Source organism: Pseudoalteromonas sp. 120-MNA-CIBAN-0494, assembly GCF_040308885.1.
Lineage (GTDB): Bacteria > Pseudomonadota > Gammaproteobacteria > Enterobacterales > Alteromonadaceae > Pseudoalteromonas > Pseudoalteromonas nigrifaciens.
Genome location: NZ_JBEOOE010000001.1, coordinates 16,123 through 41,563, shown reverse-complemented (window position 1 = coordinate 41,563; position 25,441 = coordinate 16,123). Strand labels below are relative to the sequence as shown.

The following is a 25,441-nucleotide window of genomic DNA, read 5'->3' as shown; positions in this document are numbered from 1 at the left end:
TGCAGGGCGAGCATGCATCAGCGCCCTAATCTAGCTCTAAAAACTTACGTATTTCAGGCAGCTTTTTCATGCCATCCTCATAACCAATTTGTATTAAATGTTGAGTATAACGTTTTTCAAATAATAAATAGCTGGTTAAACTCGATTGCGAATGTTTTTTAACCCCTATGATCCTAAGCAACACTTTAATTGCCCATGGCATATCGTCGTAGTACTGCGCGGCAATAGCATTAAAGTTTTGTGATGGGTTGATCACGCAGGTTTCTATGCGCTTAAGTTCTTGGTGTTTATCGCGAGCTGGCAGCAAGCCTAAGGTGCGGTTAATTCGCTCTAGCCGTTCTAAGTCAGATTGCATAGTGTCGGTAAACACGCTGTCGAGTAAATGCCCTGCAACCGAAGACAGCCCAGGGTAATGAGCAGAGTAACCCACAGGGTGTAACTCTTTAGGCTGCTCAACACCAATAATGAATATTTTTTCAGCGCCTAAATGTATTGATGGGCTTAGAGGCGATAACTGATGTATAGAGCCATCACCAAAGTAATGGTTATAAATATTTACACTAGGAAACACCATAGGAATGGCGCTCGAAGCCATTAAATGCTCAACATTAATACGCGTAGCGCGGCCCTCACGTTTAGCGCGTTGCCATGGTAGGCGTGTATTAGATTGATAAAACGCCACCGAATCACCAGTAGTATAACTAGAGGCGGTAATCGAAAGCGCTTCTAAGTAATTGTGATGTAAATTGCGTTCAATGCGATGTAAATCTAATATTTCGTTTAATAATTTACGCAGTGGCCGATTGTTTAATAAACTCGCAGGCGGATGATTTATATGTTCTGACTGAAAACTGGTTAAAATATTACGAGTAATATGACCAAATACACTTAAAAAATCACTTTTATACACCATAGAAGTAGAAAAGTTCTTCCATACAGACTCGAGCTTTCTAACTGCTAAGTGCGCGCAGGAGGCATAGCAAGCTAGCGCCGCAGAGTTTATAGCCCCAGCAGATGTACCATTTATTACTCTAAATGGCAGAGGCGCTGTTCTAGGCATGCTATGAGCTAATGCTTTAAGTACGCCTACTTGATAAGCAGCGCGTGCGCCACCCCCTGTTAATAGAAGGGCAACTTTGGGTTTGTTAGGATCAACTTGCTTGATTTTCATATAAGGGACTAAACTGTTCTACGTCTTTACTTTATTTATTTACTTTAAGTCTTTAAGCTAGAAGAATCAAAGGATACCTTAGCTGCTTTTAATATTATTTACTGTAAGCTATGAATTAAACTCATTTAGAATACTCTAAGTGATATTGCATTTTAATTTTAATGGAGTTCGTATGTCAGATAAACCATCAGCGTCAGATGTTCAAAAACGTCCACCTAATAACAATCTACTTTTTGCCATTATTATTTTAGTGGTACTCGTATGCGCCGCTGCATTTGTATTGCTTAAGCCAAGCAACGAGGCAGAAGTGCTTACTGAGGTTGAGCCAGCACCAGTAGAGCAGCCTATGATGGAGTTAAAGCCAGAGAATGATCCTGTTTTAGATGTTCCATCAGTATTGCCAGATAAACCACAAGATTATGAAATGCCAGCGCAGCGTGATGCCGAGCCAGCAGCCGTGCAATTACCACCACTTGATGAAAGTGATGCAGTCGTTGTGGCAAAAATGGATGAATACTTAAGTGATTCGGTAATGGAGCTAATGATTACCGATGATGTTATTCGCCGTGGTGTCGTGTTTGTTGATAATTTAGCAAAGGGCAAAGTTGCTACAAAACATACACCAGTAATAAAGCCAGAAGAAAAATTTAGTGTCACAGAAGGTGATATTTTAACTATCGATCCTAATAGTTATGAACGTTACACCCCGTATGTAAAAATATTTACTAGTATGAGCGCCGCCCAAGCCGTGCGTTTATTTGAAGAATATAAACCGCTTATTAATAATGCCTATACAGAAATTGGTTACGGCGATAATGAGTTTACGCAAACGCTTGAAGATGCAATCGACTTATTACTCGATACACCAGAGCCAGAAGGTAACTTACCATTACTGCGCGATTCAGTAACCTACCAATATGCATTTGCAGAGTGGGAGCAATTACCCGCTGCACAAAAACAGCTTTTACGTATGGGCCCAGAGAACATGAAAAAAGTAAAAGCGGCACTGCGTAATATTAAAGCGCAGTTAGAGAGCAAATAGTAAACATAAAACAGTTTAAAAGGCCGCGATTGTATATGAAGTATGCAATCGCACTTTCTTTTTCGATTATCCCTTGAATAACGTAGCAAAAGTAGAGATAATCCCTCCCGCGCCAACCAAGGCCCTCAATGGTAGTCTTATTGGTCCTCTCGCAACACTAGCAGGCGAACCTGGTCAGGCCCGGAAGGGAGCAGCCACAGTTTGTGACGTGTGTGCCGAGATGTGGCTGGTAAGACTGCCACCCAAATTCCTCATTTGGGTGTATAAACTAATTACTTATAATTAAGCCAATTTTTAAACTACATTTTATTCAATTTATTTCTCTCTCATTATTCTACTTTTTTCTAATTTTAATCCCATACTTTAAATACTCACTTAAAACTTACGCTATATCAGCATATTAAATTTATATGAATGCTCGTACATTAAAGTAGATTGCTACCACCAAGGCACTTTATTCTGTGTTTGCGTAACTTAATTTAGTAAATGCGACCTAAGTCTAGATTGCGAAGTGCGCTGTAATACTTAAAATAACGCCAAATTAAAAAGGGGCTCAGTAGTATGCAGTTAGAACGTATCCGCAATAGCAATCTGCACCAAAAAGTAATGTCAGCAGAACAAGCTAGCCAATTTATTAAAGATGGAATGACAGTAGGCATGAGTGGCTTTACTCGTGCCGGTGAAGCTAAAGCCGTGCCAAGAGCACTGGTTGAGCGTGTTAAAAATAACCCAATGAAAATAAACCTAATGACCGGTGCGTCGTTAGGTAATGATTTAGATAAACTACTTACAGAAGCGGGTGTGCTAGCCCGCCGTATGCCTTTTCAAGTAGATAGTACATTACGTAAAGCGATTAATAACGGCGAAGTAATGTTTATTGACCAGCATTTATCAGAAACCGTTGAGCAGTTGCGTAATCATCAATTAACTATGCCTGATGTGGCGGTTATTGAAGCGGTAGCAATTACTGAAGAAGGCCATATTGTGCCTACTACTTCGGTAGGAAACTCTGCAAGCTTTGCTATTTTTGCTAAAGAAGTGATTATTGAAATAAATATGTTGCACAGCCCTGAACTTGAAGGCTTGCATGACATATATATTCCTTCGTATCGCCCTGTGCGCCAACCAATTCCTTTAACTAAAGTAGATGATCGTATTGGTAGCACGGCTATTCCAATTGATCCTGCTAAAATTGTTGGCATTGTTTTTACTAATCAGAGCGATTCGTTTTCAACAGTTACCGACCCTGACGTAGATACAGCGGCTATTGCCAGCCACTTAGTGAGCTTTTTTAAAGAAGAAGTAGCACAAAAGCGTATGGCAGAAAACCTAGGGCCATTACAAGCAGGTATTGGTAATATTGCTAACGCGGTAATGATGGGATTGTTAGATTCTGATTTTGAAGATTTAACAATGTACTCAGAAGTATTACAAGATTCGACCTTTGATTTAATTGATGCCGGTAAACTTAAATTTGCTTCAGGCAGTTCAATTGTTTTATCAGAGCGTTGTAATGCAAAAGTATTTAATAACCTATCAGAATATAAAGATAAGTTAGTGTTACGTCCGCAAGAAGTGTCGAATCACCCTGAAATAGTACGCCGTTTAGGGATCATTGCCATTAATACTGCGCTTGAGTTTGATATGTACGGTAACGTAAACTCAACCCATGTTTGTGGTACTCGCATGATGAATGGTATTGGCGGCTCGGGTGACTTTGCACGTAATGCGCATTTAGCGATATTTGTTACTAAGTCGATTGCTAAAGATGGCGCTATTTCGAGTGTAGTACCTATGGTAAGCCACGTTGACCATAACGAACATGACGTTGATATATTAGTAACCGAGCAAGGCTTAGCCGATTTACGCGGCTTAGCGCCACGTGAACGTGCTGTACAAGTTATTAAGCACTGTGTGCACCCAGATTACCGTGACGCCATGCTAGATTACTATGAGCGCGCTTGTAAGCGAGGCGGACACACACCTCATTTATTAGAAGAAGCGTTTAGCTGGCATATTCGCCTTGAAGAGCAAGGCAGTATGAAAAAAGCCTGATAAATATAATCCCAAATTGCACCAATCCATACAGTTAATCTGTTTTGGGTTTAATTAAACGCTCCTTTTAGGGGCGTTTTTTTAGCGCTACTCTACACAATTAATTAGCCACTTAGTCTTGAGTATTAAAAGGCCTAAATTCGGATAATAAGTGCTGGCTAATTACCTTTAAGTAATCCATTAACACCTGGTATTAATGGGTTACTTAAACAGCCTCTAAAATTAAACTTAAGTAAGCTTTTTAGTTAGCCACATACCGCCTAGCACGGCCGCAAAAAACAGCAAAAATTCCATTTTAAGAGACACTAATTGAACCAAGCCCGGGCCTGGGCATATGCCACTTAAACCCCAGCCTAAACCAAAGAGTATTGAGCCAGTAATTAAGCGCGCATCAACTTTTTTTAAATCACTTAAATTAAATGATCCTGAAAGGAGTGGCTTCTCTTTTTTTGCAACCCATAACCACGTAAGCATCATTATTAGCATGGCAACAGCCATCACTATAATTAAGCTTCCATCCCATTGGTTTCCAAAGGTAAGAAAGTTAATTACTTTAGCGGGGTTTGTCATACCGCTAATAATAAGCCCTAAGCCAAATATAAAGCCTATAACAACCATCATAATTGCTTTCATTATTTATCCTACCAGGTTTGCTGTAATAAAGGCGACGAGCATAAATGTACACGTTGCAACCCAAGAGCGGGTAGAAAAACGCGACATGCCACACACACCATGGCCACTTGTACATCCATTAGCTAAAGTTGTACCTACGCCAACTAAAAGCCCCGCAACAACAATAAGCCAAGGCGACAACTGTAATTCGGCTTCTAATAAAGAAGGGGCAAATACCCTTACAGCTACACCTGCCAACAACAACCCTAAAATAAAGTATAGCTGCCAACGAGAGCCCGAACTTACTTTAGCAAATACAGACTTAACAATGCCCGAGATGCCTGCAATTTTTCCGTATAAAACCAGTAATAACGTACACGCTATGCCTATTAATGCACCGCCTATTGCAGCCGACACTGGGGTGAATTCTGTTACCATTTTTTAAATTTCCCAAACAATAGAAACACCTAAACCGGTTTGTTTCATTTCGATTGATACTTGCTGATTCGGCGCTAAGTAGTTAGCACCCGTTATTTTTTTGCTGGCGACTAATATCACCGTTTTTAAAATCACATAGATTCGAGCGTTTTACCGCGCGTTTCTTTAATATATTTAACAACAAAAAATAGGCTTATAAGTGCCGATAACGCATAAAAGCCATAAGCACCGGCAAGGCCAATGTTAGCCAGCATAATAGGGAAGGTCATGGTAATGGCAAAGTTAGCAATCCACTGCGCACTGGCGGCCACAGCAAGGGCTGTACCATCATAATTAGCGTAAGAAATAATATTATTAGCACTATTAATGGTGCTAAATCTTATCCTAATTAACGCCTGGTAACTCAAAGCATTACTGGTTACAACTTTAAGATTGAATAATAAGCATAAATGCTAGATACTGTTTTTATATACAGCTATGGCAATGTTATGAAAAAAGAATTACCAGCAAAATACTATTTAGCGCATTTTAGAGAGCTTATTGAGTTTGTAACAAGTAAATGTATGCATTTACTTGAGCCCAAGCACAGCGAATTTATTAATAAGATTAATCAGCTTGATGAGCAAAGCCAGTGTATGTTGGCGCGCGTGTATTCGCGCAAACCCTATTTAGTACAAGCGCAGTCCCTCACTTATGAAGAAATAACCTCGCCGCATCAGGCTATTTATACGCTAAAAAAAGCAGGTATTTTATTTGAGCCGAACGAGCAGCATTATTCACAGCTTTTGGCGCACTTAACCAAACCTGCTTTACTAGAGTTACTAAGTAATTACGACGAACAAATAAGCTATAAAAAGAGCGCCGCTAAAGGCGCGCTGGTGGATATTGCCCGTGAGTTTTTTAAAAGCTGCCCGCACGAGCTTGCACCGCTTTATAGCCAGTATGTAATTAATAACCGCAGCGATTATTATGAGTATTTTGAGTTTTTATTTGCAGGTAAACTAAGCAGTGGTGATGTGAATCATCAAAACCGTTTTGTAATGCGAGATTTAGGTTTAACCGCTACGCGTGAAGGGCATAGCGAGAGCTTATCGCGCTTTGAAACGAAGGCCGAGGCGCAATCAAACTATTTATTAAACCGTTACCGATTAGCATTTAAAAATATAACTGATGAGAACGATTACGTTGCTTTAGCGCCGCAGGTTCTAGTGCAAGCTGCGTATGGTGCAATAGCTGTTGCGCTTAAAAATAAGTTATTAGTACAGCTTTTTAAACAGTTAAAAAACACCAATAGCGAACTTGCTTTTAGTTTACTTGAAGGGTGTGTTGATGATAGCGAAGCACACGAAATTCAAATAAGAGAGCAATACAGGCTTGGTAATAAACAGTGGGTAAAAGCACGCTTAGAAGCCATTATTGAAAATCCGCTAACGGATGATTTACTGTACTTTGCTGACGACTTTTTAATGCGTAAATTTAATAAGCAAACGCGTTCGCGTTTAAGCACTATGCTTGCTGACACTCAGTGCGTACTCGAAATTGACGAATTATACCGAGGTGAAGTAGAGCAAGGCGTAAACGATTATTACACTGGCCAAGGTATGCAGGTATTTAATACCGAAAACACATTGTGGCAAAGTTTGTTTTGTTTAGTATTTTGGCACGAATTATTTATTGATACCCCTTATCCGCTATGCAATGAGTTTGATATTTATCCGCAAGTATTAAGGCTTGGTAATTTTTATGCAGCGCAACCAGCGCAAATAAATGAGCGCTTAGCACAGTGCCAAACACCTCAGGCATTACTTAAATTAGTATGTAAAAATGCAGCGCAATACTTTGATCAACCTAACGGTTTATTTAAATGGCATAACGAGTTATTACAACCACTAGAAGCGCTGATTTTAAATAGCCCAATTGAGGCGTTAATTACTCACTTAACTAATATGAGTAAACATTATTTACAGCTAAAAGACGGCTACCCCGACTTAATGGTTATCCATAACGGCAAAGTACATTTTGAAGAAGTAAAAGCCCCAGGCGACAAGCTAAGGCGAAATCAATTAACGACTATAGATAACTTAAAGAGCAGTGGTTTTGAGGTACATATAGCCGTTGTTAAATGGTTTATAGATCCCAACCGCATTTACAGCGTAGTTGATTTAGAAACGACAGGCGCATTAAAAGGCGGTAACAAAATAACCGAAATTGGCTTAGTTAAAGTACAGCATGGCAAAGTAATCGATACCTGGACTACTTTAGTTAACCCACAGCGACATATACCTGGGTTTATCACGTCGTTAACCGGTATTAGCGATAGCATGGTAAGTAATGCGCCAGTATTTGCAGATATAGTAAAACCTTTAATGGCTAAATTAGCGGGAAGCATTTTTGTTGCGCACAATGTTAACTTTGACTACGGGTTTATTAAAAAAGAATGCGAAATGGCAAAGGTGCCTTTTAAAATGCCCAAGTTGTGCACTGTGGTGGAATCGCGTAAAGCCTTTGCGGGCTTAAAGTCGTACTCGTTGGGTAATTTGTCAAAGCACTTTAATTTAAACTTAACTAGCCATCACCGAGCGCTTGCCGATGCAACCGCCACAGCGCAGTTGTTACTGTTAATTCAAAAATCACAAAGCTAGCTTATTACTCTGCTTTTTTTCAAAGTCGATTTTTACTATTTCGAGTGCTTTAAGTACTTCATCAGGAGCAACGTCGTGTTGCTCTAGTAGCATAATTAAATCGACTGCGAGTTTTATATGGGTTGGTGCTTGTTGTAGATTATTGCTCATGCTGAGGTTTCTTTTTTGCAATTTGGCTAATTGCTACATCAATGGCTGTTTGCACTCGCTGTTGCATATGCATACGCTCTGTTTGTGATAAATAATAGGCCATATCTACGTCGGAGCGAATATAGCGCGCAGGCAGTTGATTTAAAACAGTACAGCAAAAATCGGCCATTACATCATCAGTATACTGCTCATTAAGTTTGCGATTAATTATTTCTTCTAAAACAAATTTTTCATAAAAGTTATGTATATCTTCGTGTAATTGCATATTCCACTCGCTCGTTTTTAATCCATTTAATTGAGTTTATACCAAGGTGCAGTATAAATCGAGGGTGTAGTTTTACAGCTATTTATTAACGGTTAATTAGTTAGTGGCTTGATTGGTATTGTAAAACATACTTAAAGTGTTTAGCGAAGTTGTTGTTTTTCTACACGTTGTATTTTTTCTTCGGTGGCCGAAATCGCTTTTCTACAGCGGCCTAAGCGTGCATGCGTTGTTAATATTTCCATATTTAGCTTTTGTGCTTTAGCCGGGGTTGCTTTATCCATTTGCATTTTACGCTCTTCAATCATTAGTAATAATCGGCGTTCAAATTCGTGATTTTGTTTAAGTTCGTCATAAAGCTCATGAGATGATTGTATTACTTGTTGCACGGCTTGTTTATAAACAGCTTGTTTGGGGCGCGGTTTATAGTGACTTTTATTTTCTTTTATCCAAATAGGGGTTGATTTAATAACATTAAACACAGCTTGTACTTGTGTTGCTATACGCTCAAGTGCATAGGTGTATGCATGGCGATGCTCACTTGGTGGTAAAGACGATACTTCGTCTTCTATTTCGGTTACATAGTCGGCTAGGTTCATACTTTTAGTACTAAAAACAGCACGGTCAAATAAGCTTGGTTGCGCTTGCATATAACGGTTTTTAGAAAACAGTTTGGCTTTATCAAATTGCTCGGCTTGCTGCTTTAAGGTTGCAACTTGTTGGCGTAGTTTATCAAAAGCGGGTGAGTGCATATTAAAAGTAAGCCTCGTAAATAAGTTTTAGTGCTAATAATATAACCATAGTATTAAATACTGGGCGAATAAACTTGCTGCCAAAGCGTATTGCTGAATGCGCGCCAAACCATGCGCCTAGCATGATAAAAAAGCCCATAGTAATACCCAGTAAAAAGTTAACATGGCCTAATGCTACAAAAGTAATAAGTGAAATAAAGTTAGACACAAAGTTCATTGAGCGCGATAAACCACAATTTAGCAGTAGGTTCATTTTATATAGCATGCCGTTTGAGGCGGTCCAAAAGGTGCCTGTACCTGGTCCTGCTAAGCCATCAAAAAAACCTAAGCTTAAGCCTTGCAGCCACTGCTTTATTTTCATTGTTTGCGTAAGCTTAGGTAGCTCACTTCCCTCTGTGGTACTTAAACTACCAAACAAGCTATAACAGGCTACAACAATTATAATTATAGGTAATAATTTATTTAAGAAGTCGATACTTAAATGATCAACTATTAAAGTGCCTATTAATGCGCCAATGGCGGTGGCAAAAATAGAGGCTAGCCAAAACTTAGGGTTAAATAAGTCTTTTTTATAATAAGTATAACTTGCAGTTAAAGAGCCAAAGCTTGCGGCTAATTTATTTGTGCCAAGCGTTAAATGCGGTGGTAAGCCTGCTGTTAATAAAGCAGGAACCGTTAACATACCACCACCACCGGCGATGGCGTCAATAAAACCTGCGGCAAGTGCAACGGCACATAAAATAGCCCAGGTTGTTGGATCGAGTGCAAGTTCAAACATTATTAATAATCTATCTGTCTTTTAAAAGGAGGTAAGGTGTCGAGCATTGCTTTGCCGTATCGCTTAGTGATCAAGCGCCTATCGAGAATAGTTATACAGCCAGCATCGCTTTCTTTACGCAGCAGTCTACCACAGCTTTGTACCAATTTCTTTGCCGCATCGGGAACGGTTATTGATAAAAAAGGATTGCCGCCTTTACTTTGTACAAACTCGGCTTGCGCTTCTTCAATTGGCGAGGTGGGTACGGCAAAAGGAATTTTTGTAATTATTAGATTCTCTAGGTATTTTCCTGGTAAATCAAGACCTTCTGATAGGCTTTGAGTGCCAAATAAAATGCTACCTTTGCCTTCATCAATATTTTTAGTATGTAATTTAAGCATTGCCTCACGCGACATTTCGCCTTGTACTAATAAGTTAAAACCTTTTGTTCTAAGAAACTTTGATACATGGTCCATTTGCCAATAAGAAGCAAATAATACTAGGTTGGCTTTTTTGGTGTCTAAATACTCAGGTAGAGTATTGGCTAAGTGATCGCTAAATGCTTTATCGGTTGGTTCAATTTTAGAAACCGGAATACGCAAAGTTGCTTGATTAGGGTAGTCGAAAGGCGAGGGCACTTTAATAAATTTAACGCCTTCCTCTTTGGCCAGGCCTGCTTCGTAAGCAAAATGATCAAACGAGCCTAAAGCACTTAATGTAGCCGAGCATAAAACTGCGCCCGCGCACTCGCTCCATAGCTTGTCTTTTAAGTAGTAACCTACTTCAATAGGGCAGTCGCTTAATAAATGGTCATGGTGGTTTTTATACTCAAGGCGCTTTATCCACCTAGCATGGGGTGTGCCTTCACCTTTATTTGCATAGCTAAACCACAGCTTATTTAATTGCTCTAAACGATTTATGTATTGCCCGCTCTCGCCTAAAATAGGGTCGGCTACGTAGGGTTTTATATCGCCGTCGCTTACATCTTGGGTTAGCGTGTCATGCATTTTACTTAAGCAGCGCAGTGCATCTTGCGTGGCTTCGCTTATATCTTTGGCTTTACTGTGTAGTGACTGTGGAATTTCGCCATTTTCGAACCTGTAAGTATCATCTTTTGAATATTCAAAGTCAGCATTATCGAGAATGTCGCGTACTACTTTTAAATCTTTGTTGGCGTCGTTAATGCTATCGCAAAGCTTAAAGTTTTGTCCTATCGCCTTTTGACCCACTATTACTTTAGCCATTTTGCCGCTAAATTTAGTGAGCTTATCGAGCCACTCTATAGTGCCTTTTATTGTCGCCGCCGCTGATGAAAAGTCGCGAGTGATGTGTGCTAAGTGGTGTGCTTCATCAATTACATAAATAGTGTTGTCGGGTTCGGGTAAAATTTTACCCCCGCCTAAGTCTAAATCTGCAAGCAATAAAGAGTGGTTGATCACCAGTACATCCATTTGCATTAATTGCTGGCGGGCAAGCTGAAACGGGCAGGTTTGATGCGCTTTCATTTGGCGCTGGCACGAATGTTTATCGCAGGCTATTAATCCCCATACTTTATCGGGAACCGTGTCGGCCCAGCTATCTCTGTCGCCTTGCCATTTTTTAGTTGTATAAGCGGTGTAAAGATCATTTAAACATTTGGTTTCCATTACGCTTAAAGGGGAGCTAAGCGTAGGCATAAATTCCATTTGTGTTTGACTATCACCGTTAACCGCATTGTGTAGTTTATGAGCGCAAATATATCGCTGGCGACCTTTTACTAAATCAAACTTAAAACTAAGCCCTGAATGCTTTTTAAAAAAAGGTAACTCTTTGGCTATTAACTGCTCTTGCAGCGCAACTGTGGCGGTTGAAATAACTAATTTCTTTTTTTGTGCTAGCGCAAGTGGCAAAGCGCCTAAACAATATGCCAGAGACTTGCCCGTGCCTGTACCTGCTTCTATAACGCAAATACGTTGTTTTTTGTGATATTCACCTGCTAGCGTTTTTGCTATTTCGGCAACTAAGTAATTTTGGCTGCTACGCGGGCGGTAATCACTTAGGTTATTAGCCACATGCTGATGTACTTGCCTAATAGTTTTTTTTAATGAGCTCGATAGCATGTGATGATTACCTAAAGTATGTATATAATTACAGTGTATATATTAAGTGGGATCGGACATTGACACAAGCAATCTATCAGGGCTTTATTTTATCAAGGCAACAATACTCGTCTAAAAACAGGCAGGGCCTTACTTTGTGTTATTGGTTAAGCTCTGAGTCTGGGCCTATAAAGGTGGTTGTTGAAAACCAGCAAGCCGTATTTTTTATTGCGCAACAACAACTTCCTCTTGCACAAACGTTATTAGCCAAAGCCAAAATAAAGGTAAGTTTTAAAGCGGTTAATATGCGCCACTTTAGTGGTGTTGACTGCACAGCCTGCTATTTTAACGACAGTAGTAGCCTTTATAAAGCAAGAGCCCAGCTTGAGGAGCAAATAAATATATACGAAGGGGATATTCGCCACAGCGACCGATTTTTAATGGAGCGCTTTATTAAAGGAGGAGTGTGGGTAACTGGAGAGGCGCTACAAAAAAATGGCTTTATCGAAATTACTCAAGCAAAACTAAAAGCTAATCCAAACTATACGCCACAGCTCGCGTCGCTTTCATTAGATATAGAATGTAACGCAGAAGGCGTGTTGTTCTCTGTTGGATTAGTTGGTAATGGCCTCGATTGCGTATTAATGATTGGTGAGCCACAGCCTCACAGTAACACATTTAATATTGACTGGTGCGCTGATGAAATAAATCTACTGCAAAAATTACAGCGCTACATTACTAGTAACGATCCGGATGTGATTGTGGGTTGGAATGTAATCGAATTTGATTTTAGCGTACTTAACGCGCGCGCAGAAGCATTAGGACTGGTGCTTAATCTAGGTAGAGATCAACAACCTTTAACAATTAGAACGGGTCATTACACCCGGCTTACTTTACCCGGGCGCAGCGTAATAGATGGTATAGATACACTAAAAAATGCCACTTATCATTTTGATAGTTATTCGTTAGCTAATATTTCTCATAAAGTGCTGGGCGAGTCTAAGTTAATTCAAGCAGATAATCGCCTTAGCGAAATTATTCGTCAATTTAATCACGACAAGCTCGCTCTTGCCGCTTATAACCGCCAAGACTGTATATTAGTAAATAGAATTTTTGTTAAGTTAAAGCTATTTGAATTTGCCATAGTAAGAACTCAACTTACGGGGCTTGAACTAGAGCGTATGGGCGGCTCGGTAGCTGCATTTACCAACCTATATTTACCCTTATTACATCGCAGTGGCTATATTGCACCTAATTTAGGCGATCATGGCTTATCGTTTGAAAGCCCGGGCGGTTATGTAATGGAGTCGACTCCTGGGTTATATGAAAATGTATTAGTGCTCGACTTTAAAAGCTTGTATCCGTCAATTATGCGCACTTTTTGTATTGATCCATTAGGCCTTATAGAGGGGCTAAACTCTCCCGAAAGCGCGGTAGCAGGGTTTAACGACGCACTATTTTCACGCGAGCTGCATCACCTACCCAAATTAATTAAGCACTTAACCCGTACTCGCCAAAAAGCCAAAGACACCAACCAGCCAATGCTTTCTCAGGCAATAAAAATAATAATGAACAGCTTGTATGGCGTATTAGGCTCTAAAGGTTGCCGGTTTTACGATCCAAGGCTCTCAAGTTCAATTACACTGAGGGGACACGAAATCATGCAAACCACCCGAAAATGGATTGAAGAGCTGGGTTATGAGGTTATTTATGGCGACACAGATTCAATATTTGTAAAAGTAAATGAGCGCTTAAATGCTACAGATTGCAATGAAATAGGCAATGATGTGATGCAAATTATTAACAAACGCTGGTCTGATAGCATTAAAACTCGCTTTTTGTTGACCAGTTATTTAGAAATAGAGTTTGAAACCCATTACAGCCCGTTTTTTATGCCTACCATAAGAGGAAAAAAAATAGGCTCAAAAAAACGTTACGTTGGCCAAATTGATAAAAACAACGCCAAGCAGCTCATTTTTAAAGGAATGGAAACCGTGCGCAGCGATTGGACCCAGTTTGCTCAAGAGTTTCAAACTGAACTTTTTAAAACATTATTTGATCAACAATTTAAAATAGAGCAATTAAACGACATTATAAAAAGCTACACTAAAAAACTATACGCAGGGGAGTTTGATAAAAAACTTATATACCGTAAACGTTTAGGCCAAAATTTAAGTGACTATGTAAAAAATATTCCCCCGCATGTGCAAGCAGTAAAAAAATATAAAGCGAATAACCCCGACTTTGATGTAAAGCGCGGCCAAATAATAGAATATGTTTATGCTATTAATGGCGCTGAAATTTACAATGCAAATAACACCCTCAATTACCCTCTTTATATACAGCGGCAGCTAGAACCTGTTGCCGATATGATTCTAAGCGCACTTGGCGTACAGCCAAACTCAACCCAAAGCACCTTGTTTTAAGCTTAATAATCAGTAAAAAATCAAAGTGTGAAACTGATTAAATAAACTGTTTACAAAAATTCACATGCCGAAAGTTAACAAGTATGATTTCAATTAAACTACAGTCGAAAATAACACTGAAGTAAACTACTTTAAAAACAATGGGTTATTTTTATTTTTTAATTTGTATCGCACTTACCAAAAGACTTTTTGTAAACGGCCAGTACTAATAGCGGTGATTAAGTGTGATATATGATAATGACAGGTCACTTAAAGTTAATTTTATGTTGACCTTTCTGTTCTCATAGTATTATCATTGGTTGCATAATCATTGTTTATTCGTAATCAGATGATTAAATATAAAAAAATAAAATAGTATTCTTGGGAGAATCAAATGTTAAATAATAAAGTTTCAAAAGCTGTTCGCTTAGCGATTGCTTTTAGTGCGGCTTCAACTGCTATATTTTCAGCTAGTTCTTTTGCTGCTGAGAAAAAAGAAAAGATTGAACGTGTAGAGGTTACAGGATCACGTATCAAACAAGTTGATATGGAAACTGCGTCACCAGTAACAGTTATTACTGCGGCTGATTTACAACTTTCGGGTGAAGCATCTGTTGCTGATGTTTTAAATAACACCTCAGTTAATAGCTTTGGTTCTTGGCGTGGTATGTCTGGTTACGGTAATGGCGCAGCAGCTACTAGTAATATCAATATGCGTGGTCTTGGTGCGCAATATACTCTAGTTTTACTTGATGGTCGCCGTATGCCAGGCACAAGTTCATCTTCAGGTGCAGCGGCGGATACATCACGTATCCCAATGGCTATTGTTGAACGTATTGAGATTTTACGTGAAGGTGCATCAGCAGTTTATGGTTCTGATGCGGTTGCTGGTGTTATTAACATTATTACTAAAAAAGACTTTAACGGTTTAAGCTTTTCTTATGATACAGAGCTTCCAAGCGTAGAAGGCGGTGATACTAACCGTTTCAATATTAGTTCTGGTTATGCAGGTGACAAAGGTAACATTACACTATCATACGAATACTACGAAGCTGATTCAGTATTCGATAAAGATATCTGGAAATTAGACGATCCAACGTATGGAGATTATTCATCATTTAGTTCTGTACCAAATGGTGTTGGCGCTAGTGGTTGGGTTTCAAACTCTGATATGTGTGCCGAAGCTAATAATACTGTTAATTCAGGTGGGCGTTGTTTATATAATTATGGTGAGGTTACTAAATTATTTGGTGATGTAGTACAGAACTCAGTACTTTCTAATTTTAATTATGAACTAGCAGAAGATATTAAGTTCAGAGGCCGTGCAAGTGCATCTTTTTCTGAAACAGATTCACGTTATGCGGGAACTCCTGTTTCAACTACTTACCCTACGATGGCTGCGTCTAATCCAATGAACCCAGCTGGTGAGGATTTAACACTTTATATGCGTTCAGCTAATCTTGGTGATCGTGATACACGTACAGAAATTAATACTATTGATTTCTTGGGTGGGATTGTTGGTTTTAGCAATATTGGACATGGTATTGATTGGGAGTTTAACATACAACATAGTCGTTCAACTACAAATTCGTTTGGAACCAATTTAATAAATGATTCTGTGGTTCAAAAGTTAATAGACTCTGGTGAATACGATGTTTTTAATACTGGAGGAGCAAGTTTTACTGATTGGGATGCAGGCATGAAAGATTTGTATGGTCAAGCTGCCCATACAGGCGTGTATCAGGCGAGATTTCTTAGTACGCAATTTGATACATTAGCATCGACTACATTATTTGATAATGGCGATATTTCTATTGCTGGTGTTGTAGGTGCGGAATATGAAAAAGTAGAATTCAATCAAAATAGTGATCCACAGTCTGCTCTAGGTGGAATTTCAGGTGGTTCAGGTGGTGATGATGTTAATGCGGATCGCAACCGTACTTCTGTATACACAGAAATTCAAGCAAGCTTACCGTTTAATATTGATATAAACGCTGCTATTCGTTATGACAAATATGAACAAGAAGGTGACGTAGGTTCTCAGTTTGTAAGTGGTGAGTTCAATAATGTTGCACCACAAATTGGTATTGCTTGGCGTCCGATGGATGAGCTTTTAGTAAGAGCTAGCTGGGGTGAGTCATTTAGAGCTCCAAATATGGGCGAGATGTTTTCTAGCCAATCGCTTAGCTTTGAAAAATCATATGATACTCTTTGGTGTGACACACAAGGTAATGCTGGTTCTGATGCAATTTACTGTAACCCAAATGGATCACAACAACATAAAACGTGGTTCGGTGGTAATCCAGATTTAGAGCCAGAAGAAGGTGACTCATTTACAACTGGCTTTGTTTGGAATGTTACTGATAATTTATCTGTCGAGCTTTCATATTACGATATTACTTTAAATAATCGTATTGCAGCAATCAGTGTTGCACGTTTATTAAAAGATGAGCAAGACAATGGCAGCATTCCAGCGATTGTACGTGACCCTAACACAGGTAAAATCGATACTATGTATAGTTTTGATCAAAATATGGCAAGCCTCAAAACTTCAGGCTTTGATTTCAAAACCGCTTATATGTTCGAATCTGATGTTGGTACTTTTGCACTTAAAGGTGAAATGAGCTATGTCAAAGACTATGTTGAAGTAACTGAAGAAGGTGCTGATCCATTTGACTATGCAGGTCTGCAAGATTACCCTGAGCTTCGTGGTAACGCGACACTTGATTGGAAAAATGGAGATCTTGGCGCAGCATGGACAACTTATTACATTGGTGATCAAGAATCGGGAGCAGATGAGTTTGGTAATGCAAGCCTAGCCAATATTCCAAGCTATATTAAACATAATATCCAAGTTTCTTATAGTCATGATTGGAATGGCAAAGTAGTTCTTGGTGTTAATAATGTGTTTGATAAAGAAGCACCTCAGTGGTATGACGGTTTTAGAGGTTATCGTGATGCCTCTACATCATTATATGATGTACTAGGTAGAAGTATATTTTTCAAAATTGAACAAAACTTTTAGATAAATCATTTCTTATAATTAAATGTTAAACGCAAGTTTAATACTTTTAAATAAAGCACTGAGTATTGAAATACTCAGTGCTTTTTATAAATAATGTTTTTATCTTATAGATCCCAGATAAAACTGTGAACTTAATAGAGACTTAACTATTAAAGTATCGCTCTCTCAACTATAGTAATCTGCGACTTACATCCTGTAACTTGCTAAACTTCCTAAACTTCCTATCACTTCAAATTCAATAATTATCTCATGACCTACACTCTAAGACCTTATCAGATCGAGGCGGTTGAACGTACCGTTTTACACTTTAGAAAAACCAATGATCCCGCAGTGATAGTATTACCTACTGGTGCGGGTAAAAGTTTGGTAATTGCTGAGCTTGCGCGTATAGCTAAACAAAAAATATTAGTACTGGCGCATGTAAAAGAGCTGGTAGAGCAAAACTCACAAAAGTATAAAAGCTTTGGGCTTGAGGCGAGTATATTTTCGGCAGGATTAAAAGAAAAATCGTTAAACCATCAGGTTACTTTTGCTAGTGTGCAGTCGCTATCGCGTAATTTAGATCAGCTTAATGAGCATTATTCACTGTTAATAATTGATGAGTGCCATAGAGTTAATGGTGATAAAAAAAGCCAATACGGTAAAGTTATTAATGCCTTGCAAGCGCATAATCCGCAGTTAAAAGTATTAGGGTTAACGGCAACGCCTTATCGGTTAGGTATGGGGTGGATTTATCATCATCACTATCATGGTTTTGTGCGGGGCAATAAAGACAGCCCATTTAAAAGCTGTATTTTTGAATTACCGCTGCGCTATATGATCAAACATAACTATTTAACGCCACCCAATGAAGTGGATGCGGCGATTAGTCATTACGACTTTTCGGCGTTAACCAGTGACGCATTTGGCCGTTATACTAATGAGGATATGAATGCGTTACTAAAAAACAGCGCACGGGCAACGCAAGCCATTTTACAACAAGTAATGCAGTACAGTGAAAGTCGTCAAGGTATTATGATTTTTGCCGCTACGGTTATGCACGCAGAAGAAATTTTAAGCTATTTACCTCATCAGCAAAGCGCCTTAATTACAGGTGACACACCTAATAGCGAACGCGATAAAATAATTAAGCAATTTAAAGCCAAGCAATTAAAATACCTGGTTAATATATCGGTACTCACCACCGGGTTTGATGCACCTCATGTTGATTTTATTGCTATTTTACGCCCTACTGAGTCGGTGAGTTTATACCAGCAAATTGTCGGCAGAGGGCTTAGATTAGCCGAGTCAAAAACAGATTGTTTGGTGATCGATTATGCCGGAAATGGTTTTGATTTGTTTCACCCTGAGGTCGGCGATAAAAAAGGCGATAGCGATAACGAGCCGGTACAAGTGCTTTGTCCTGGCTGTGGCTTTGCTAATATTTATTGGGGTAAAACTGACTCTACAGGAAAGGTTATTGAACACTTTGGTAGGCGCTGTAAGGGCTTGCTAGAAGATGATGAAGGTAATAAAGAGCAGTGCGATTATCGTTTTCGCTTTAAAGAGTGTGATGAATGTGGTGCGCAAAACGATATAGCCGCACGTAAATGCCATGATTGCGGTGCGGTGATGGCCGACCCTGATGATAAATTACGCAATGCTTTAAACTTAAAAGATGCACTCGTACTTCGCTGTAGTGGTTTAAGTGTAACGCAGCTTAAAAATGAGATGATTAAAGTAACGTATTTTGACGAAGACGGTGCAAGTTGCGACGAAGTTTACGATATTGCAAATAAAGGGGCGGCGTATATTTTTAATCGGCAATTTGGTAAGCGGGTAGGCCAAGGTCAAGCACCCGTAAAATTTAAAACAGCAGAGCAGGTAATTAACGCACAGTTAGATTTAATTGCGCCCGACTTTGTAATTGCGCGTAAAAGTAAAAAATATGGTTGGAAGGTAGCAGATAAGCTATTTGATTATAAAGGCAGTTTTAGAAAAGCTAATCAGTTAAACCCTTAGGTTTAACTGATTTATAATTTAGTATGGCAATGCAGGTTAAGCTTCTTCTGCGTCCATTAATCCCCAACCATCGCCGTAACCGTTAAAGTTATTAGCTATGCTTTCAATGTATTGCTCAGCTTGGCCTAATAGAGTGTGCTCAGGAACCATTTGTACTTGAGTAATTACTTCCCATACGCCAGTGTCTTGGCATTTTTCGAGTTCAGCATGCTGTACTAATGTATCGGCTACTACTTCTTTGGCAAACTTTTCTGCATCGCTTTGTTGCTCAAATAAAATATAAAAATCGACTTGGTGCATTTTACTTAAATCAATACCAGCGGCGGCTATTTCAGCTAAAAGTTGGCCATTTTCGTCATCAGGAAATTGCATTAAAAAACTCATTAAAATTATTGTGTACTTGTTAGGGCTATTGTAACCAAAATAAACGCTTAAAGCGTACTAATTTTAATATTATAGATTGCATATTATGTCACTGGGTAGCTATTAAGTTAATGTAAGGCTCATTACGGCTATGATATTATAGAGTTGATGCATCGTTATATTTTAAGAATTAAAGGTAAGGATATTTACTTGTTTAATCAGTTTTTGCGTTACATGTTTATTTTTTGCATTCTTCTGAGTGCTCAGTCTGTTGCCTCTGAAAATGTAATAGAAGATTATGAGATTAAAGGGATAAATGACGATTTAGAAAAAAATGTTGCGCTTTATTTAAAACAACTTATAGGTGAAAAGCCGACCTTGACCCTGCGCCGCTATGCAAAAAAACAAGTCGAGAATAGTATTAAAGCATTAGGGTATTACAGCCCTAAAGTAGAGGTTAACTTTGATAAAGATGAGCGTGATTTGGTGGTTAGAGTTGAGCGAGGGCCAGCTACTCGCATCGCTGCAATAAATATTAGTGTAAAGGGGGCTGGCAAGCAGGACCCCGCTTTATTGGCAGTAATTAATAATATTACCCTAAAGCAGGGAGATATTTTAAACCACGGACATTATGACAGCGCGCATAAAAAAATAGAATCAATGCTGTTAGAGCTAGGTTATTTTGACGCTAAATGGCCTGCGCGTAAACTAGAAGTATCTTTGGGGAAACATAGCGCAGAAGTTACTTTTATTATTGAAACTGGGGTGCGTTATCAGTTTGGCGATATTGTAATTGCTAGCGATACACCTGCTGAAAAGTATATTCGTTCTTTAGCGCCTTTTGCCAAAGGGCAGCCTTATAAATCGACCCACATAGCCGATTATAATCTTGATTTATCAAGCACTCCTTATTTTACTAGTGTACGAGTATATGCAGATATAACCGAACGTAAAAATAACCAAGTACCTATAAAAGTAGATGTATTACATAAACCTGCAAATAGCTATGAAGTGGGTGGCGGCTTTAGTACCGACTTAGGCCCCAAAGTGCGCTTTAAATGGAGTAAACCATGGATAACGCAAGATGGCCATTACCTAGAAAGTAACTTAAATGTGTCTGAGCGACAACAAGATATTTCAATGGCTTATACAATCCCAGAGGATGATCCTAATGACGATTTATGGCGTTTTTCGGTTGGTTATAAACTTGAGGATGAATTAGCTAATAATATTTATAGTGAAATACTTACCGGGCAAGTACAACGCCAATGGTTAACTGATAATAACTGGGTGCGTACCGCTTTTATACGCCGCGACCATGAAACATATAGAATAGGTGACGACGAAGAAGAAAGCAGTGAAATGTTAATGCCGGGTATTAGTTATGCACGTAAAAAATCAAAAGGGGGAACAACCCCTTATTGGGGCGAACAGTGGTTAATATCTGCAGAGTTTGGCGTAGAAGATGTACTCTCTAGTACTAATTTGATCCGCGTGCAGTTACAAAACGCTTGGCTGAGAACTTATTTAGACCGCCATTTAGTGTTTTTAAAAGCGAACCTAGGTGCCATGTTGGTCGATAATATAGCTAATGTGCCGTATTCACTGCGCTTTTTTGCTGGTGGCGATCAAAGTGTGCGTGGTTTTGCGTATCAATCAATTTCACCCGAAAACGATGAAGGGCAGCTAATAGGGGGTAAGTACTTAGTCTCTGGTACTGCAGAATACAACTATCAGTTTGCGCAAAATTGGCGGGTTGCTTTATTTGTAGATGGAGGTACTGCAACCAATGATTTTTCGGATAGATTTGAAGTAGGTGCTGGTTTTGGTTTTCGTTATTTAACACCTGTAGGTCCGGTTAGAATTGACCACGCTTGGGGACTTACCAAAGAAAGTAAAAGCACCCGTTTGAGTATTACTATAGGGCCTGAAATTTAATGACTGTATTTAAAAAAATAACTGCAAGTATCAGTGCTGTTTTAGTCATACTGCTAATAACCGTATTTTGTATATTATTTACTGCACCCGGTAATCAATTTATTGCTTATAGTGCAAACAAGTTGGTTGATGGTTTAAATATTGACATTAAAAACGGTCGGTTTTTATATAACGATGTATTTAATGTTAGGTATAACAATAACGGGGTAGATTTTAATGCCCAGCAACTAAAGCTTAATTTATTTTGGTGGCAGTGCGACGGTATTTGCATTGATAATTTAAGTGCTAATACAATGGCCTTAACTTTGGAGCAATCAACTGAAGCAGTTGCAGAAGAGCCATCTGAGCCACTAACTAAAATTACCTTACCTTTTAATATCGCTGTTAAAAATATAGCTGTAAAAGTATTTACTTTAGAACACCCAAGCGCCAACGTGCGTGTTGATAACTTTAAGTTATCGGCAAAAGCGATGGGATCAGAGCTTGTAGTAAAAAGCTTAAACATACCTAAAATACTGGTTACGCTAAAAGAGCAAGCCCAATCCCAGCAATCACAAACAGCATCAACGGCAATTACGAAGCTTCCTGCACTGCCTAATATCGAATTTACTTCACCACTGGATATAACCATTGAGCAGTTTGATATTGATAAAGTGGCTATACAGCAGGGCGAACAAGACTATGAGATAGAAAATATAGCACTGCAAATGACTGTAGAAGATGCCAAAATAAATTTATATTCTTTAGCGGCTCGTTATCAGCAGTGGCAATTAAATACACAACTTAACACAGAGCTTGCAGGTAATATGCCGCTAAAAGGTCATATTGTATTAAAAAGCCCGCTACACCAAGCTGACTTATCACTCAGTGGCGACTTGGCAAATTTAAATGTTGATTTAGAAACCACAGGGCAATTTCCGCTTAGTTTAAATGCCAATGCTAATTTAAAGCAAACAAACTACCCATTTACAGTTAAAAGCAAAATAAACCAGTGGCTGATCGACGCACAAAGCGAGCAGTTAACGCTACGTAAGGTTAACTTAAGTGCGCAGGGCAACGCAGATGACTATCAACTTAGTTTAACTGCAACGAGCCAGTTAGGCGCGTACCCGGCCGTTGATTTAAACACACAATTAACGGGCACGCTTACCCATGCACAGCTTTCTACATTGTCGGTTAAGGCCAACGACAGCACTGCAAAAATAAATGCCAATGTTAACTGGCAACAAGGTATACAAGCAGATTTTGCAGGGACGCTATCGCATTTAAAAGCGCAATACTTAACAGATGCAGTAACGAGTGATATTTCTGGGCAGTTTAAAGGCTCATTTAATGCACAAACGGATACTTGGCAACTGAAAATGAATAATACCAAACTCACCGGCACACTTAACGACGTGCCATTAGAGTTTGCCGCAAACTTTAGGCTAGATAATGCATTAAAAGCTAATATTGATAGTTTTTATTTAAGCAGTGGTAAAAATAAATTAGAACTCAATGGCCAAATAGATAGCAAATGGTTAGTAGATGGCAATATAACACTACAAAGTGATGAGCAGGCTAATATGCCATTTATTGCAGATGGTAAGGCCAATATAGCCCTTAGAGGTCAAAGGTTAACACCGTCGGTTGACTTAGCATTAATGCTGGAACGTTTTATTTTTGATGAAATAAATATAAGTAAGTTATCTGTTAAAGCTGATCTTGATACAGCGGCCGATTGGCAAACTAATATTGCAATAGATGTTGGTTCGGCTTTAGTTGCTGAGCAACAAATTAACAGTGTAAAAATAGATGCAACAGGGGATAAAAAAGATCATCAACTTACCGCATCTGTTGATGCGCAACAAGGTGCAGTTGAGTTTGAAGTTAATGGTCAACTTACCAATGCGATTTGGCAAGGTGCATTGAGCAATGTGCAGTTAAGCGATAAAAAGCTAAGCTTTAACAACAGTAAAAAAATTACAATTAACGTAAACACCCAAACAGGCGATTTTGATGTAAGTAAGCACTGCTGGCAATCTGCACAAAGTGAGTTGTGTATCGACACTTTGTCGCAAAATAAACAGTTAGGTCAATTCAATGCTAAATTAAACAATTTAGCACTTGAGGAACTAAAGCATTTACTACCTGATAATGTTGGTGCAGAAGGCGCTTTAACAGGGGAATTTGTTGCAAACTGGCAAGCGAGTGCGCTGAAAACATTACGCGCTTCTTTAAATTCAAATAACTTAATAGCCAAATACAATTCCGAAGAAGATAACTTTCGTTTACCAATAGAAACGCTTAGTGTGAATGCATTTACTGATTCTCAAACAGGTAAATTAACAGCTAACTTAAACTCTAGCGTGTTAGGTGAAATTACCACCCAAATTAATGTAGATGACATACAAAACACGCAAGCGTTAAGCGGTAATGTAAACATAGATAAAATATTATTTTCTAACTTGCAGCCATTTTTAGACACTATTGAGCAGCTCAAAGGCAATATTAGCGGTAAAATTGCATTAGCAGGTACATTAAAAGAGCCACTCCTTGAAGGTGAAGTAAATATTGATGATATTAATTTACAAGGTGAGCAACTACCAATAGCACTTGAAAAATCGAATGTGAGTATTTTATTTAACAAAGCGACAGCAACAATTAAAGGCCTTTTAACAGATCCCCAAGGCGGGAATATTAAATTAAATGGCGACATAGATTGGCAAGGTGAACAACCAGCCGTTAACGTTGCAATAGTAGGTGAGCAATTTTATGTACGTGCTCAGCAAGGAGTCGTTTTTAAAGTATCTCCAGATTTAAAAATTGGTTTGGCTAACAACGCAATAAACCTTGTGGGTGAAGTAATTGTCCCTTATGGGCGAATTGAAATAGAAGAGCTGCCAGAGGGCGCTGTGCAAGTTAGCGATGACGAAATAATCGTTGATCAAAAAACCAAAGCGACTAAAAAAGTGCCATTTGATTACGATATAGATTTAAAACTGATTGTAAAAAATGACGTGAAAATTGAATCATTCGGTCTAGAATCTAAAGTAGAAGGCGATTTGGCGATTAAAATGAGCCAAGGAACTCCTATTATTGCCACAGGCGAGCTTAAGTTAGTAAACGGTACATACTTAGCATTTGGCCAAGATTTGTTAATTCGTACCGGCCAGGTTGGCTTTAGTGGCTCAATAGAGCAGCCTTACTTAAATATTAAAGCCATTCGTAATCCCGAAAACACCGCCAATGGTGTTATTGCTGGGGTAACGCTTACAGGTAATGTAGAGCAACCCAGGCTAAAAGTGTTTTCGGAGCCAGCGATGGATCAGGCACAAGCTTTGGCCTATTTACTCAATGGCCAACCACTAGGCGAGGGCGATAGCTCCACCGATGCTATGCTCACTCAGTTGTTACTTTCGCAGGGGGTTAGCCGCAGTGAAGGGCTGGTTTCTAAAGTGGGTGAAACGTTTGGTTTGTCGGATGTTAGCCTTACCTCTAAAGGCAGTGGTGAGCAAACAAAAGTAGAAATATCAGGCTATGTGGCACCGAGCTTACAAGTAAAATACAGTGTTGGTATTTTTGACTCCCTTAGTGAAGTGGCAATACGTTATCAGCTGCTTTCGCAGTTTTATATCGAAATAACCAGTGGGCTATATCAAAACGTAGATATACTTTATAAGTTTGATTGGGACTAATAACTACAGGTTAAAGCAGATGTTAGCAAGTAATAACCAAGCTTAAGGATAAGACCCTAATGTAAAACTATAA

At 38.9% G+C, this 25,441-nt stretch carries 18 protein-coding genes, 1 other RNA gene and 1 pseudogene; 9 read left to right on the top strand and 11 right to left on the bottom strand.

Annotation, left to right across the window (positions count from 1 at the left end):
* Positions 1-25: 25 nt before the first annotated feature.
* Entirely contained in the window at positions 26-1,171 is a 1,146-nt protein-coding gene (locus AAEY55_RS00210) for a patatin-like phospholipase family protein (RefSeq protein WP_011328667.1), read from the bottom strand.
* 172 nt (positions 1,172-1,343) lie between these two features.
* On the opposite strand from AAEY55_RS00210, the gene AAEY55_RS00205 reads away from it, so the two are divergent.
* The 3 genes from AAEY55_RS00205 to AAEY55_RS00195 all read left to right on the top strand — a co-directional run bounded on the left by AAEY55_RS00205 (position 1,344) and on the right by AAEY55_RS00195 (position 4,268).
* Positions 1,344-2,213: a DUF3014 domain-containing protein gene (locus tag AAEY55_RS00205; protein ID WP_086999367.1), complete on the top strand. Its 870-nt coding sequence runs from the start codon at positions 1,344-1,346 to the stop codon at positions 2,211-2,213.
* A 138-nt stretch (positions 2,214-2,351) separates the two neighbouring features.
* Positions 2,352-2,448, top strand: an RNA gene (gene ffs / locus AAEY55_RS00200) — signal recognition particle sRNA small type.
* 326 nt (positions 2,449-2,774) lie between these two features.
* Complete coding sequence (locus AAEY55_RS00195) at positions 2,775-4,268, top strand: acetyl-CoA hydrolase/transferase family protein (protein WP_011328660.1); 1,494 nt, start codon at positions 2,775-2,777, stop codon at positions 4,266-4,268.
* A 228-nt stretch (positions 4,269-4,496) separates the two neighbouring features.
* Here the strand turns inward: AAEY55_RS00195 and AAEY55_RS00190 are convergent, their stop codons facing one another.
* The 4 genes and pseudogenes from AAEY55_RS00190 to AAEY55_RS00175 all read right to left on the bottom strand — a co-directional run.
* The gene (locus tag AAEY55_RS00190; RefSeq protein ID WP_182677443.1) at positions 4,497-4,901 is read right to left on the bottom strand and encodes a DUF6691 family protein; all 405 of its coding nucleotides are present in this window, start codon (positions 4,899-4,901) and stop codon (positions 4,497-4,499) included.
* Positions 4,902-4,904: 3 nt separating this feature from the next.
* Complete coding sequence (locus AAEY55_RS00185) at positions 4,905-5,318, bottom strand: YeeE/YedE family protein (RefSeq protein WP_179807317.1); 414 nt, start codon at positions 5,316-5,318, stop codon at positions 4,905-4,907.
* A gap of 3 nt (positions 5,319-5,321) precedes the next feature.
* A complete protein-coding gene (locus AAEY55_RS00180) occupies positions 5,322-5,453 on the bottom strand; it encodes a hypothetical protein (RefSeq protein WP_350549539.1) in 132 nt (43 codons plus the stop codon).
* Positions 5,450-5,644: pseudogene (locus tag AAEY55_RS00175) on the bottom strand (MFS transporter); the annotation flags it as partial. The pseudogene AAEY55_RS00175 and the gene AAEY55_RS00180, both read right to left, overlap by 4 nt.
* A 123-nt stretch (positions 5,645-5,767) precedes the next feature.
* On the opposite strand from AAEY55_RS00175, the gene AAEY55_RS00170 reads away from it, so the two are divergent.
* Positions 5,768-7,960, top strand: a complete 2,193-nt coding sequence (locus AAEY55_RS00170; protein WP_192531565.1) for an exonuclease domain-containing protein — start codon at positions 5,768-5,770, stop codon at positions 7,958-7,960.
* Here the strand turns inward: AAEY55_RS00170 and AAEY55_RS00165 are convergent.
* From AAEY55_RS00165 to dinG, 5 genes are all read right to left on the bottom strand, one after another.
* Entirely contained in the window at positions 7,949-8,110 is a 162-nt protein-coding gene (locus AAEY55_RS00165) for a YbaM family protein (RefSeq protein ID WP_080516815.1), read from the bottom strand. The genes AAEY55_RS00170 and AAEY55_RS00165 overlap by 12 nt on opposite strands.
* Entirely contained in the window at positions 8,100-8,375 is a 276-nt protein-coding gene (locus AAEY55_RS00160; protein ID WP_089368542.1) for a late competence development ComFB family protein, read from the bottom strand. Before AAEY55_RS00160 ends, AAEY55_RS00165 begins: the two co-directional genes overlap by 11 nt.
* 140 nt (positions 8,376-8,515) lie before the next feature.
* Positions 8,516-9,124, bottom strand: coding sequence for a primosomal replication protein (locus AAEY55_RS00155; RefSeq protein ID WP_086999300.1), 609 nt, complete (start codon positions 9,122-9,124; stop codon positions 8,516-8,518).
* Between the two features lies 1 nt (position 9,125).
* Positions 9,126-9,902, bottom strand: a complete 777-nt coding sequence (locus AAEY55_RS00150; RefSeq protein ID WP_011328650.1) for a TSUP family transporter — start codon at positions 9,900-9,902, stop codon at positions 9,126-9,128.
* Between the two features lie 2 nt (positions 9,903-9,904).
* Complete coding sequence (dinG, locus tag AAEY55_RS00145) at positions 9,905-11,980, bottom strand: ATP-dependent DNA helicase DinG (protein WP_350549534.1); 2,076 nt, start codon at positions 11,978-11,980, stop codon at positions 9,905-9,907.
* A 59-nt stretch (positions 11,981-12,039) separates the two neighbouring features.
* Between dinG and AAEY55_RS00140 the strand changes: the two genes are divergently transcribed.
* From AAEY55_RS00140 to AAEY55_RS00130, 3 genes are all read left to right on the top strand, one after another.
* Positions 12,040-14,385, top strand: a complete 2,346-nt coding sequence (locus AAEY55_RS00140; protein ID WP_350549531.1) for a DNA polymerase II — start codon at positions 12,040-12,042, stop codon at positions 14,383-14,385.
* A 373-nt stretch (positions 14,386-14,758) separates the two neighbouring features.
* The gene (locus tag AAEY55_RS00135) at positions 14,759-17,389 is read left to right on the top strand and encodes a TonB-dependent receptor (protein ID WP_350549528.1); all 2,631 of its coding nucleotides are present in this window, start codon (positions 14,759-14,761) and stop codon (positions 17,387-17,389) included.
* A gap of 249 nt (positions 17,390-17,638) precedes the next feature.
* Positions 17,639-19,390, top strand: coding sequence for a DEAD/DEAH box helicase (locus AAEY55_RS00130; protein ID WP_350549525.1), 1,752 nt, complete (start codon positions 17,639-17,641; stop codon positions 19,388-19,390).
* A 36-nt stretch (positions 19,391-19,426) separates the two neighbouring features.
* Here the strand turns inward: AAEY55_RS00130 and AAEY55_RS00125 are convergent, their stop codons facing one another.
* Positions 19,427-19,762 (bottom strand): ribonuclease E inhibitor RraB, encoded by a 336-nt coding sequence (locus tag AAEY55_RS00125; RefSeq protein WP_011328642.1) that lies wholly within the window; start codon positions 19,760-19,762, stop codon positions 19,427-19,429.
* Positions 19,763-19,963: 201 nt separating this feature from the next.
* On the opposite strand from AAEY55_RS00125, the gene AAEY55_RS00120 reads away from it, so the two are divergent.
* Both AAEY55_RS00120 and AAEY55_RS00115 read left to right on the top strand, forming a co-directional pair.
* Positions 19,964-21,691: an autotransporter assembly complex family protein gene (locus AAEY55_RS00120; RefSeq protein WP_041454736.1), complete on the top strand. Its 1,728-nt coding sequence runs from the start codon at positions 19,964-19,966 to the stop codon at positions 21,689-21,691.
* Positions 21,691-25,368: a translocation/assembly module TamB domain-containing protein gene (locus AAEY55_RS00115; RefSeq protein WP_182677421.1), complete on the top strand. Its 3,678-nt coding sequence runs from the start codon at positions 21,691-21,693 to the stop codon at positions 25,366-25,368. The genes AAEY55_RS00120 and AAEY55_RS00115 overlap by 1 nt, the downstream gene beginning before the upstream one ends.
* Positions 25,369-25,441: the final 73 nt, after the last annotated feature.